We start from the raw sequence: 12517 nt of genomic DNA, 5'->3' as shown, positions 1-12517 counted from the left end.
CCGCCCGGTGAGAGAGAACCCGTCGTTCGCGCTCGAGGACGAGGGCGAGATCCGCCGGCTCGTCGCCGAGAACCCGTGGGCCACGATCGTGAGCGGCACGGGTGCGGGGCTGGTCGCCTCGCACTACCCGGTGCTGCCGGATCCCGACCGGGACGACCTCGCGCTCCTCACCCACGTGGGGCGCCCCGACGAGCGGATCCACGAGCTCGGCGCGCGCGACGGCGCCGACGGCGAGGTCCTCGTCATCGTGCAGGGCCCGCACGGCTACGTCTCGCCCGGCTGGTACGACGCCGACCCGGCCGTGCCCACCTGGAACCACATCAGCGCGCACCTCACCTGCCGCGTCGAGATCCTCTCGCCCGAGGAGAACCTGCGCGTGCTCGGGCAGCTGGTGGACCGCTTCGAGGACCGGATGCCGGAGCCCCGCCGCATGCAGGGCACGGCCGCCGACGCCGCGTACGCCGCGCGGATCAGCGCGGGCACGGTGGGCCTCCGGCTCGTCGTGACCCGGTTCGTCGCCAAGGCCAAGCTCAGCCAGAACAAGCCGCCGCACGTGGTCGAGCGCGTGCTGCACGAGCTGGAGCACGGCGCCGAGTACCGGCAGCCGGCGCTCGCCGCGGAGATGCGGCGCGCGGCGACACGGGCGGGCGGCGCCGTCGACGCCGGCGCCTCCGCGCGCCCCGGGTCCGCCGAGAGCCCCGAGTGAGCGGCCTGCTCCTGGCGGGCGGGCGCCTGCCGGGCTCCGACGCGCTCGTCGACGTGCTGGTGCGCGACGGGGCGATCGCGTCCGTCGGGCCCGCGGGATCCGCCGACGCCGCCGGCGCCGAGACGCGCGCCCTCGACGGCCGCTTCGTCATCCCCGGCCTCTGGGACAACCACGTGCACTTCACGCAGTGGACCAAGGTGTCGCGCCGCCTCGACCTCTCCCGCGTCGGATCCGCCGCCGAGGCCGTCGCGCTCGTGCGCGACGCGCTCGCGGCGCGCGACCGGTCCGGCGCCGTGACGGGCGCGGGTGCGGGCGCCCCCGAGGCGCTCGTCGGCTACGGCTTCCGCGACGGCCTCTGGCCCGACCTCCCCACGAAGGGCCTCCTCGACGCCGTCGCGGGCGACACGCCGGTGCTCCTCGTCAGCGGCGACCTGCACTGCTGCTGGGCGAGCTCCGCGGCCCTCGCGCCGCACGGCTACGGCGACCACCCGACCGGCCTCCTCCGCGAGGACGACTGCTTCGACTTCATGTACCGCGTGGAGGAGGGCGACGCGTCGTCCCTCGACGCGCGGGCCGTGCAGGTGGCGCGCGACGCGGCCCGCCGCGGGGTCGTCGGCGTCGTCGACCTCGAGATCGACGAGAACCAGGACCGCTGGCGCCGCCTCGCCGCCCTTGGCCACGACGCGCTCCGGGTCGAGTTCGGCGTCTGGCCGCAGCACCTCGACCGCGCCCGCGTCGAGGGCCTCCGCACCGGCGACGTGCTCTCGGGCACGGGCGGCCTCGTGCGCGTGGGGCCCGCGAAGGTCGTGACCGACGGATCCCTCAACACCCGCACCGCGTACTGCTTCGACCCGTACCCCGACGTGGACGGCCAGGGCGGCGGCGCCCACGGTGGCGCGTGCGGGACGCTCTCGGTGCCGCCCGAGGAGCTGCGCGGCCTCATGTCCGGTGCGGTGCGGCAGGGGCTGCGGCCCGCGATCCACGCCATCGGCGACCACGCCAACCGGCTCGCCCTCGACGCGTTCGCCGACCTCGAGCGGGAGACCGGGGGCGCGCACCGCGCCGCGGACGGCACCGCCGGATCCATCGAGCACGCCCAGCTGCTCACCCGCGAGGACGTCACGCGGTTCGCCGGGCTCGGCGTGGTCGCGAGCGTCCAGCCGGAGCACGCGATGGACGACCGCGACGTGGCCGACGTGTACTGGGCCGGCCGCACCGGCCGCGCCTTCGCCCTCGCCGACCTCCGCGCCGCGGGCACCCGCCTCGCGCTCGGCTCCGACGCGCCCGTCGCGCCGCTGGATCCGTGGGCCACCATGTCCGCCGGCGTCGGCCGCGCGCGCGACGGCCGCGCGCCGTGGCACCCGGAGCAGGCCATCGACCGGGCCGCCGCCCTCGACGCCTCCGTGCGCACGCGCGTGGCGTCCGGGGAGCGGGCCGACCTCGCGGTCGTGGACGCGGATCCGCTCGCCGACGCCACCACGCCCGACGGCCTCCGGGCGATGCGCGTGGCCGCCACCCTCCTCGGCGGCCGGTTCACGCACGACACGCTCGGCGGCTGACGGCAGGAACACCGCACGGCCGGCGGGCGTTGGGCCCCTCATGAGAGCGATCACCTACACCCGCACCGGTTCCCCCGACGTCCTGCAGCTCGTCGACCGCGACGAGGCCGCGCCCGGCCCCGGCGAGGTGCGCGTCCGCGTCGTCGTCTCGGGCGTGAACCCCACCGACTGGAAGTCGCGCGACGGCGGATCGCCCGGCCAGGAGCTGCCGTTCCCCGAGGTCGTGCCGAACCAGGACGGCGCGGGCGTCATCGACGCCGTCGGCCCGGACGTCACGGACCTCGCCGTCGGCGACCGCGTCTGGATCATGCTGGCCGCCCATGGCCGCCCCACCGGCACCGCGCAGGAGTCCACCGTCCTCCCCGTGGACCGCGTCGCGCCCCTGCCCGACGGCCTGTCCTTCGAGCTCGGCGCGAGCCTCGGCGTGCCCGCCGTCACCGCGCACCGCGCGCTCACCGTCGCGGAGGACGGCCCCTCGCGCCTCGCGCCCGGCGCCCTCGCCGGGAAGCACGTGCTCGTCGCCGGCGGCGCGGGCGCGGTCGGCCACGCGGCCATCCAGCTCGCGCGCTGGGCCGGCGCGACCGTGATCACCACGGTCAGCTCGCCCGAGAAGGGCGCGCTCGCGACCGCCGCGGGCGCCCACCACGTCGTCGACTACAAGGCGGGCGACGCCGCCGCGGAGATCCAGGCCATCGCGCCCGACGGCGTCGACCTGATCGTCGAGGTCGCCCCGGCGCAGAACGCGGACCTCAACCAGCAGGTGGCGAGGAACCGCGCGTCCATCGCCGTGTACGCGAACAACGGCGGCGACGAGGTGACGCTCGCCGTCGTCCCCAGCTTCGTCAAGAACCTCCGCTACCAGTTCCTGCTGCTCTACACGGTGGGCCAGGAGGCGCTCGACGCCGCCCGCGCGGACATCCACCTCGCGCTGATCGACGGCGCGCTGCCCGTCGGCGAGGACGCGGGCCTGCCGATCACCCGCTTCGCGCTCGAGGCCGCGGCCGACGCGCACCGGGCGGTCGAGGACGGCGTGACCGGCAAGGTGCTGATCGACGTCACGCCCGCCTGATCCCGATCCGCGCCCCGGGCTCCGGACGGCGGATGGCCGCATCGCCCTCGGGCGGTGCGGCCATCGGCCTGTCCGGCGCCGGTCGCGCGGCGCGTCGCGGCGGCTCCCGCTACTCCGTCCGGGCGACCCGTCGACGCGGGCGCGGCCTGCGCGCGAGCAGCCCCTGCATGAGGACCGGCGCGAGGGCGCTCGCGTTGAGGCAGGTGGAGATCAGGAACGCGATGGCCAGCAGGTTCGCCGGCACGCCCCATGCGTCGCCCACCAGGTGCAGCCCGAGCACCGCGAGCGACAGGGGCAGCAGCGACCACGACGACCGCCGCAGCCAGAGCGGGATGCGCGCCGTCGGGACCGCGACGGCGGACATGATCGCGGCGTTCGCGATGGCGAGGGCGAGCGGGGCGGTCATGCCGCCCCCTCGCGTCGGGCGCTGGATCCGATGGCGTGAGCGTGCATGTTCGTCGTCCCCCTTCGACGGGCCGGTCGGCCTGCTCCGACTCTCCCCGAACGGGAGCGTCCGGTGTAGTCGGCGTTGCGGGGGACACGGGGCCGCTCGGGCGCGTCGTCGGCCGTCGGCCGTCGGCGCGGCGTCAGCGTGCGGCGCGGACGAGCGGCGCGGTGCCGGAGAGGTCGAGCCCCACGTCGACCAGCGCGACGCGCCCCGCGAGCGCGCGCCCGGGCCCACGCAGGAGGCCCGCCTTGCCCGCGCCGAAGGTGACGGTGACGTCGGCGGGCAGCACGGTCGGATCCGGCACCGCGCCGTCGTCCGCGCCGATGCCGCTCGGCAGGTCGCACGCGACGACCCGGGGGCCGTCGTCGGCGGCGACCACGGGCAGGAGGGCGGCGACCACGCGGCGCGCCTCGCCGCGGAGGGCGGGGCTCGCGGTCGTGCCGATGCCGAGGATCCCGTCGACGACGAGGGCGGACGCCCGCCCGAGCGCCGCGATGCGGTCGTCGGCCAGCTCCTCCGCCGCGGTGATCGCGATTCCCGCGGCGGCGGCCTGCGCGGCCCCGGCCCCGTGCACGCGGGACGCCGTGCGGATCGCCCGGACCTCGCGTCCCTCGCGCGCCAGCTCGGCCGCGGCGAGCAGGGCGTCGCCGCCGTTGTTCCCGGCGCCGACCAGCACGAGCACCGCTCCCGCCGGGGCGAGCGCGCGGCACTCGCGGGCGAGGCCGGCCGCCGCGACGCGCATCAGCTGCGCCCCGGCGGCGAGCAGCGGCGCCTCGGCCGCGCGGATGTCGTCGGCCCCATAGCCGTCGGCGAGGGAGGGCGCGGTGCCGTCGGTGAGGGAAGGCTCGGTGCCGTCGGCGAGGGAGGGTGCAGTGCCGTCGGCGTGCTCGGGCGCGGCGCTCACGCCGGCGCGATCCGCTCGACCAGCAGCTCCGCCCACGCGCGGTAGACGCGGCCGTAGAGCGTGTCCTCGGGGTTCGGCGCCGTGAACTCCGGGATCCGCCACGCCGGGAACGGCACGCTCTCCGCCCGGTCGATGCCGGCCACCACGCGACGGGTGCTGCGGTTCAGCGCGTCCGCGTGCCGGCCGACCGGGCCGGCGATGGGCGGCGGCGTGACGGGCGAGATCTCCAGCGGCGGCACCTCGGTGACCAGCACGATGGCGCCCTCGGGCATGCGCGCCTGCATCTCGAGGATGCACGCGCGCAGCAGCTGCTCCCACAGCGGCGTGGGCGTGTAGCGGATGGCGTCCCCGATGCCGAGCGCGAGCACGGCCACGTCGGTGCTCGCCCAGGCGGGGAACGCGTCGAGCCCGGCGCGCCAGGAGCGCACGGTGAAGTCGGGGAACGACTGCACCGACCAGAACACCCCGCGGCCGGTGCGGACGGCGAGCTTGTGGGCCACCTGCCCGGCCACCCCGAGGTCGTGCGAGACGGTCTGGTAGCCGACCGCCGTGCCCTCGCCGACGACCGCGAGGCCGTACGGGTCGGGGCCGGGCAGCGAGCCGGTGGGGGAGTCGCGGGGGAACGTGGCGCGGCGCATCTCGCGGTAGAGCACCCGGTACTGCAGGTGGCCGAGCGTCGCGGACCGCAGCGACGCCAGCGGTCCGGCGGACAGGGCCCGGCGTCCGACGGCCTCGCGGGGAGCGGCGACCGTGCCGTCCGCACCCGGGTGCGGGGCGCCCGGTTCGACGGAGGAGGGCGGATCGCCGGTCATCGCAGCTCGTCCCATCCGTCGCGATGCCCCCGACATGGGGACGTTCGCAGGATATCCCGCCGTCGGGTGCCGCCTCCACCGGGTGTCCCCGGGCCGCGCGGATCGGCCCTCCGGGTCAGGACAGGATGTCGCGCACCATGGGCGCGACGATCGTGCCGTAGCGCTCGATCCCGCCCATCATGCGCTCGTGCGAGAACGGGCCGGCGCTGTACTTGAGGTCGAAGCGCGTGGCGCCGACGGCCTTCAGCGTCGCGGCGATCTTGCGGGCGACGGTCTCGGGGGATCCGACGTAGAGCGAGCCGTGCTCGATCTCCTGCTCGTAGGACGCGCGGGCGAGCGGCGGCCAGCCGCGGTCCTTGCCGATGCGGGCGTGCATGACCTGGTAGTCGGGGAAGAAGGCCTCGCGCGCCTCGGCGTCGGTCTCGCCGACGTAGCCGGGCGAGTGGATCCCCACGGGCAGGCGCGGCTGCTCGAGCTGGTCGAGGGCGCGGGCGAACAGGTCGGCGTAGGGCGCGAAGCGGTGCGGCTCGCCGCCGATGATCGCGAGCATGAGGGGGAAGCCGTGGCGCGCGGCGCGCACGACCGACTCGGGGCTGCCGCCGACGCCGACCCACGTCCTGATGCCGTTCGCCGTCTTCGGGAACACGTCGTGGTCGGTGAGGCTAGCGCGCGTCGAGCCGCTCCAGGTGACGGGCGTCTCCTTCACGAGCTCGGCGAACAGGCCGAGCTTCTCCTCGAAGAGGCGCTCGTAGTCGCTCAGCTCGTAGCCGAACAGCGGGAACGACTCGGTGAAGGATCCGCGGCCGAGGATGACCTCCGCGCGGCCGTCCGAGACGGCGTCGAGCGTGGCGAAGCGCTGGAAGACGCGCACCGGGTCGTCGGAGCTGAGCACGGTGACGGCGGAGCCGAGGCGGATGCGCTCGGTCTTCGCGGCGATGGCGGCGAGCGCGACCTCGGGGGAGGAGATCGCGTAGTCGTCGCGATGGTGCTCGCCGAGGCCGATGAAGTCGATGCCGACCTGGTCGGCGAGGACGCCCTCGGCGACCACGTTGCGGATCACCTCGGCGTAGGGCAGCTCACGGCCGTCCGGTCCGACCGTGACGTCGCCGAACGTGTCCAGTCCGAGCTCGATCTCCTGCGCCATGCTGCCCTGCTTCCCTATCCATGCGAACGTATGCATCTGGGTCAACTGTAGGGGCGGGGTCGGCATTCCCGCGAATCGGGCGGGCGCCGCGGCGGTCAGTCGACGACGGGCTCCGCGCGCGCGATCTCGGTGTCCTCGACGCGCGACTCCGGCATCGTCAGGCCCGCGACGACGGTCGCGAGCGCGCAGACGCCCACCGCGAGGAAGACCGCGCCGGACGCGGCGATCACGGCGTCCGGATCCCGCTGCCCGCCGTCCGACGCGGCGAAGATCGCGTTGGCGATCGCGCCGAAGACGGCGACGCCGACGGCGCTGCCGATGGAGCGGGCGAACAGGTTGGCGCCCGTGACGACGCCGCGCTCGCCCCAGCCCACGCTCGACTGCGCGCCGATGAGGCTGGGCGTCGCGACGAGGCCGAGCCCGAGGCCCACCACGAAGCAGCCGGCGGCGACGCCCGCGAGCGTGGGCGTCGCGGCGAGCAGCGCGATGGATCCCGTGCCCACGACCGTGAGCGCCATGCCGATGAGCACCGTGCGCCGGAACCCGATGCGGAGGTAGAGGCGGCCGGAGAGCGACGCGGAGATCGGCCAGCCGATGGTGAGCGCGGCGAGCGCCAGGCCCGAGACGAGCGGCGTGACGCCGATCGACCCCTCCAGGTACGTGGGCACGTAGGAGGTGAGGCCGATGAGGATCGCGCCGACGCCGAGCGACACGAGCGTGGTCGTGAGCAGCAGGCGGCGGGAGAACACCCAGAGCGGCAGCACGGGCTCGGCCGCGCGGCGCTCCACGAGGAGGAACGCCACGATCAGCACGGCGCCGACGCCGAACGCGCCGACGCTGGGCAGGGAGTCCCACGCCCAGGCCTGGCCGCCCTCCAGCACCGCGAGGATCAGGAGGCTGAGGCCGACCGTGAGGAGCGCGGCGCCGGCGTAGTCGACGCGGTGGCGCGTGCGCTCGATGGACTCGTGGAAGCGGCGGACGATCATCCAGCCGGCGACGAGGCAGAGCGGCACGTTGACGAAGAAGATCCAGCGCCAGCTCGTGAACTCGGAGAACACGCCGCCGAGGGTCGGGCCGACGACGGACGAGATCGCCCACACGCTCGCGAGGTACCCCTGCGTCTTCGCGCGCTCGGCGACCGTGTAGATGTCACCGGCGATCGTGATCGCCATGGGCTGCACGGCGCCCGCGCCGAGGCCCTGGATCGCGCGCGCCGCGATGAGCGCGGGCATGCTCCACGCGAGCCCGCACAGCACGGATCCCACGAGGAACAGGCCGATGCCGATGAGGATGATCGGCTTCCGCCCCACGGTGTCGGCGAGCTTCGCGTACAGCGGCACCGACACGGCCTGCGCGAGCAGGTAGATCGAGAACAGCCACGGGAAGGAGGCGAAGCCGCCGAGGTCGTCGACGATGGACGGCACCGCCGTGGCGAGGATGGTCGAGTCGATGGCCACGAGGCCCGTCGTCATCATCAGGGCGATGAGGATGGGTCCGCGCTCGGATCGGAATCCGACGCCAGTCGTGTCAGTCATGGGCCTCCCGGGTCGTCCGGTCAACGGGCGCGGGGCCGGGCGCATTCCCGCACCGGGAGGAACGGATGTGGTCGACTGGTGGGATCCCACCGGAAGGACCCCCTCGTGACGTTCCGCGCCCCCGACGCCTTCACCACCCGCCCCACGCTCCGCGGCACCTTCGGCATGAGCGCCTCCACGCACTGGCTCGCCTCCGGCACCGGCCAGGCCGTGCTCGAGCGCGGCGGCAACGCCTTCGACGCCGCCGTCGCCGGCGCCTTCGTGCTGCACGTCGTCGAGCCGCACCTCAACGGGCCGGGCGGCGACATGACCGCCGTCGTGCACGTCGCGGGGGAGGACGCGCCGAAGCTGCTCATGGGCCAGGGATCCGCGCCCGCCGCCGCCAGCCCTGAGCGCTTCCGGGAGGAGGGGCTCGACCGCGTGCCCGGCGCCGGCGCCCTCGCGGCCGCCGTGCCCGCCGCGGTCGACGCGTGGCTGCTGCTGCTCCGCGACCACGGGACGTGGGAGCTCGCCGACGTCTGGGCCTTCGCCATCGGGTACGCCCGCGACGGGCACCCGGTGCTCGAGAGCGTGCGGCGCACCATCGCGGGCGTCGCCGACCTGTTCCGCGAGCACTGGTCGGCGTCCGCCGGGTTCTGGATGCCCGACGGCGAGGCGCCCGCCGCCGGGTCGCTCGTGCGGAACCCGGCGTGGGCGGCGGCGATGGAGCGGATCCTCGCGGAGTCGTCCGCCGCGGCGGGCGCGGATGCGACGCGGGAGGACCGCATCGAGGCGGCCCGCACGGTCTGGGCGGAGGGCTTCGTCGCGGAGGAGATGGTCGCGAGCGTGCAGGAGCCGCACCGGCACTCGACGGGCGCCGACCACGCCGGGCTCCTGACCGCCGAGGACCTCGCCGGCTCGCGCGCGTCGTGGGAGGACGCGGTGGCGATCGACTTCCGCGGCCTCCGGATCTGGAAGACGGGCGCCTGGGGCCAGGGGCCGGCGCTGCTGCAGGCGCTCATGATCCTCGACGGGTACGCGGACGACGAGGTCGACCCGGCGACGGCGGACGGCATCCACCGCATCGTCGAGGCGCAGAAGCTCGCGCTGGCCGACCGCGAGGCCCACTACGGCGACGCCGTGCCGGGCGGCGCGCCCCTCGACGTGCTGCTCTCGCCCGAGTACGCGGCCGAGCGGCGCGCGCTCATCACGGACGAGGCGTCGCACGAGCTGCGGCCCGGACGCATCGACGGCGTCGAGCCCTTCCGTCCGCCGCTCGTGGTCGAGGGCGACGCGCCCGCGTCGGCCGGCGGCACGGGCGAGCCCACCGTCTCGCGCACCGGCGAGACCCGCGGCGACACGTGCCACCTCGACGTCGTCGACCGGTGGGGCAACATGATCTCCGCCACGCCCTCCGGTGGCTGGCTCCAGTCGTCGCCGTTCATCCCCGCGCTCGGCTTCTGCCTCGGCACCCGCCTGCAGATGACGTGGCTGGAGCCCGGCGGCCCGTCGTCGCTCGTGCCCGGACGCCGCCCGCGCACGACGCTGACTCCCACGCTCATCACGCGCGACGGCGAGCCCGTCGAGGCGCTCGGCTCGCCCGGCGGCGACCAGCAGGACCAGTGGCAGCTGCCGTACCTGCTGCGCACGATCGTCGGGGGCTTCGCGCCGCAGCAGGCCGTGGACGCGCCGACGTTCCACACGACGAGCGTCCCCGGGTCCTTCTGGCCCCGCACCTGGACGCCCGGCGGCCTCGTGGTCGAGGGGCGCGTGGGCGAGGACGTCATCGCCGACCTGCGGGCCCGCGGGCACGAGGTGGAGGTCGTCGGCGACTGGACCCTCGGGCGGCTCTCGGCGGTCACGCGCGATCCCGCCACCGGCCTCCTCGGCGCCGCGGCGAACCCGCGCGGGGCGCAGGGCTACGCGGTCGGCCGATGACGCTCGACCGGCAGATCGCGTCGGCCCTCATCGCGGACCACGCCCGGCGGCGCGTCGGCAGCGACGCGGCGCTGCGGGCGGCGTCGGCGCCCGGGCGGTTCGTCGCCGAGCCGGACGCCGCCACGCCCGCGGCCGGCGTCGTGCTCGGCGCGTCCGAGCAGCGCAACGCCACGTGCGGCGACGTGGTCGACCTCCGGGTGCTCGCGGCGGATCCCGCGCACCCGCCCCTCGACGCGGGCGCGGCCGCGGATCCCGCCGACCGTATCGCCGTCCGCTGGCACGGCCGCGGCTGCACGGTCTCGCAGGCGTCGGCGTCGATGCTGGCCGAGCTGGTCGAGGGGCGCACCTCCGCGGAGGCGTCGGCGCTCGTCGTCGAGCTGCGCGCGCTTATCCGCTCCCACGAGCTCCGACCCGGCGCCGAGGAGCGCCTCGGCGACGCGTTCGCCCTCGCGGACTCCGGCCGCTACCCGCTCCGCGGCACGTGCGCGCTGCTCGCCTGGCACGCGCTGGAGGAGGCGCTGGGCGCTGAGGCGCTCGGGCGCTGAGGCGGACGCGGGGTCAGTGGCGCCGGTCGACGTCCGCGCCCGTGCTGAGGTCGGCCGCCTCGACGAGCCGCGCGTCGTGGGAGGCGAGGTAGGGGCGGGCGCCCGCGTCGCCGTGCACGGCGGCGGCGAGCGGCGCCCAGTGGTCGCGGCCGATCAGGGCGGGATGACCGGGGCGACCGCGGAATACGGCCTGGCGGAGCGCCGTCGCGTCCACCGGGGCGACGTCGAGCACGCGGCGGACGGTGGCGGCGTCGAGGTCGGGCACGTCGACCGGCACGACGGCGAGGGCGACGGGAGCCGGATCCAGGGCCGCGGCCGCCCGGAGCGCCGAGCGCAGGGAGGCGGCCATGCCGTCGGCCCAGTCGTCCGCGCGCACGACGACCGCGCGGCCGGCCTCCGGGAGGGTGCCGAGCAGCGCCTCCGCCTCGTCCGCCCGCGCGCCGAGCACGACGAGGACCGGGGAGCAGCCGCCCTCGGCGAGCGCCCCGATCGCCGTCGCGAGCCAGGGCGTGCCGTCGGGGTGCGTCGCGAGCGCCTTGGGTCCGCCGTACCGCGTGCCCGCGCCGGCGGCGAGGACGACGCCCGCGATGCGCGCGGCCGGCCGCGCGTCGTCGTCCGCGCCCCGTGATCCCGCCATCCGCCCATGCTAAGAGCCGCCCGCCCTCGCGGTCCTCAGGGCCGCGGCCTACGCTCGATCCATGGATCCCGACACCGCCTTCGCGCTCGCCCTCACCCTGACGCTCGGCGTGCCGGTGCTCGTGATCATCGCGGCCGTCGTCCTCGCCGTCGCGAAGGCCCGCGGGGCCGGCTGGGGCTGGTACCTCGTGGGGACGACCATCGTCGCGCTCGTCCTCGCCCTGGGGCTCGCCGTGCTCGCGGCATGGGCCACGCGGGACGCCGTCGGGCAGCCCGACGAGAGCGCCGGCGCCTTCGGGATCGTGCTCATGGGCGTCATCGGCGGCGTCGCCACCTTCGTCATCGGCCTGATCGCGGGCACGGCGGGCCTCATCGCCGCCGCCGTCCGCGGCCGGGATCGTGTGCCGTCCTCCGCGCTCGTCCACGGGTGACCCGGCTCGCCCCCACGGGCGACCGCCTGCCCGCGCGCCGCCCCCGCACCCGTCCGCCCGGCCGCGTCTCCCGCGCAGCCGCCGGCGTCGCGACCCGCGTCGGCCCGACGGGCGCCTTCGCCGCCGTGCTGGTCCTCGGCCTGCTCGTCATCACCGCCGCGTCCAGCCTCTTCGCGGGCCTCTACGTCGCCGTGGTCGACGACGACAGCGTCGCCCTCCTCGACGAGCCCGTGCTGCACCTCGCGATGGAGGTCCGCTCGCCCGGGCTCGACACGGCCGTGACGATCTTCACCGAGGTCGCGGGCGTCTACGCCGTGCCGATCGTGGGCGTCGCGGTGATCGCGACCCTCGCGATCCGCCGGCGCCAGTGGGTGCCGGTCGTGCTCGGCCTCACGGCGGGCGCCGGATCGCTCGCCATGACCCAGGTCGGCAAGGTGCTCGTCGGCCGCGACCGGCCGCCGCGCGCCGACGCCGTGCCGCCCTACGAGACGTCGCCGTCGTTCCCGTCCGGCCACACCCTCAACGCGAGCGTGGTGGCCGGGATCGTCGCCTACCTGCTCGTGCTCCGGCAGCTGCGGCGGGCGATCCGCGTGCTCACCTACGTGGTCGCCGTCGCGTTCGCCGCGACGGTGAGCCTCAGCCGCGTCTACCTCGGCCACCACTGGCTGACCGACGTGATCGCCGGCTGGCTCCTCGCGCTCGCGTGGCTGGCCCTGGTCGTGGTGGCGCACCGGGTGCGGCTGCGGCTGCGGTCGCGGGAGGAGGAGGCGCGGGAGGACCGACGCGACGACGCCGGTGCCTGATCGGGCCC

Annotated in this window: 13 protein-coding genes; 7 read left to right on the top strand and 6 right to left on the bottom strand. The window is 76.2% G+C overall.

What is annotated here, in order from left to right; genetic code table 11:
* The first annotated feature begins 7 nt into the window (after positions 1-7).
* The 3 genes from H9X71_RS09720 to H9X71_RS09710 are packed head-to-tail and all read left to right on the top strand — an operon-like array spanning position 8 to position 3334.
* On the top strand, positions 8-706 hold the full coding sequence (locus tag H9X71_RS09720) for an FMN-binding negative transcriptional regulator (RefSeq protein WP_244961553.1): 699 nt from the start codon (positions 8-10) through the stop codon (positions 704-706).
* Entirely contained in the window at positions 703-2265 is a 1563-nt protein-coding gene (locus H9X71_RS09715; RefSeq protein ID WP_191146909.1) for an amidohydrolase, read from the top strand. Before H9X71_RS09720 ends, H9X71_RS09715 begins: the two co-directional genes overlap by 4 nt.
* 40 nt (positions 2266-2305) lie before the next feature.
* A complete protein-coding gene (locus H9X71_RS09710; RefSeq protein ID WP_191146908.1) occupies positions 2306-3334 on the top strand; it encodes an NADPH:quinone reductase in 1029 nt (342 codons plus the stop codon).
* Between the two features lie 109 nt (positions 3335-3443).
* Here the strand turns inward: H9X71_RS09710 and H9X71_RS09705 are convergent, their stop codons facing one another.
* The 5 genes from H9X71_RS09705 to H9X71_RS09685 form a co-directional block, all read right to left on the bottom strand.
* Positions 3444-3740, bottom strand: a complete 297-nt coding sequence (locus H9X71_RS09705) for a hypothetical protein (RefSeq protein WP_191146907.1) — start codon at positions 3738-3740, stop codon at positions 3444-3446.
* A gap of 181 nt (positions 3741-3921) precedes the next feature.
* A complete protein-coding gene (locus H9X71_RS09700) occupies positions 3922-4686 on the bottom strand; it encodes an NAD(P)H-hydrate epimerase (RefSeq protein WP_191146906.1) in 765 nt (254 codons plus the stop codon).
* Positions 4683-5498 (bottom strand): GDSL-type esterase/lipase family protein, encoded by an 816-nt coding sequence (locus tag H9X71_RS09695; protein ID WP_244961551.1) that lies wholly within the window; start codon positions 5496-5498, stop codon positions 4683-4685. The genes H9X71_RS09700 and H9X71_RS09695 overlap by 4 nt, the downstream gene beginning before the upstream one ends.
* A gap of 115 nt (positions 5499-5613) precedes the next feature.
* Complete coding sequence (locus tag H9X71_RS09690; protein ID WP_191149146.1) at positions 5614-6642, bottom strand: LLM class flavin-dependent oxidoreductase; 1029 nt, start codon at positions 6640-6642, stop codon at positions 5614-5616.
* Positions 6643-6737: 95 nt separating this feature from the next.
* Complete coding sequence (locus H9X71_RS09685) at positions 6738-8177, bottom strand: MDR family MFS transporter (RefSeq protein WP_191146905.1); 1440 nt, start codon at positions 8175-8177, stop codon at positions 6738-6740.
* Positions 8178-8282: 105 nt separating this feature from the next.
* Between H9X71_RS09685 and H9X71_RS09680 the strand changes: the two genes are divergently transcribed.
* Positions 8283-10094, top strand: a complete 1812-nt coding sequence (locus H9X71_RS09680) for a gamma-glutamyltransferase family protein (RefSeq protein WP_191146904.1) — start codon at positions 8283-8285, stop codon at positions 10092-10094.
* The gene (locus H9X71_RS09675) at positions 10091-10639 is read left to right on the top strand and encodes an iron-sulfur cluster assembly scaffold protein (protein WP_191146903.1); all 549 of its coding nucleotides are present in this window, start codon (positions 10091-10093) and stop codon (positions 10637-10639) included. The genes H9X71_RS09680 and H9X71_RS09675 overlap by 4 nt, the downstream gene beginning before the upstream one ends.
* A gap of 13 nt (positions 10640-10652) precedes the next feature.
* On the opposite strand, the gene H9X71_RS09670 is transcribed toward H9X71_RS09675, so the two are convergent.
* Positions 10653-11276, bottom strand: coding sequence for a nucleotidyltransferase family protein (locus H9X71_RS09670; protein ID WP_191146902.1), 624 nt, complete (start codon positions 11274-11276; stop codon positions 10653-10655).
* Between the two features lie 61 nt (positions 11277-11337).
* Between H9X71_RS09670 and H9X71_RS09665 the strand changes: the two genes are divergently transcribed.
* Together H9X71_RS09665 and H9X71_RS09660 are read left to right on the top strand one after the other, a co-directional pair.
* Positions 11338-11706, top strand: a complete 369-nt coding sequence (locus tag H9X71_RS09665) for a hypothetical protein (protein ID WP_191146901.1) — start codon at positions 11338-11340, stop codon at positions 11704-11706.
* Entirely contained in the window at positions 11703-12509 is an 807-nt protein-coding gene (locus tag H9X71_RS09660) for a phosphatase PAP2 family protein (protein WP_191146900.1), read from the top strand. The genes H9X71_RS09665 and H9X71_RS09660 overlap by 4 nt, the downstream gene beginning before the upstream one ends.
* The last annotated feature ends 8 nt before the right edge of the window (positions 12510-12517 follow it).

The sequence above is a fragment of the Clavibacter zhangzhiyongii genome (assembly GCF_014775655.1).
GTDB classification, from domain to species: domain Bacteria; phylum Actinomycetota; class Actinomycetes; order Actinomycetales; family Microbacteriaceae; genus Clavibacter; species Clavibacter zhangzhiyongii.
The sequence above is the reverse complement of the archived record's forward strand: the minus strand, read 5'-3'. Positions and strand labels throughout refer to the sequence as shown.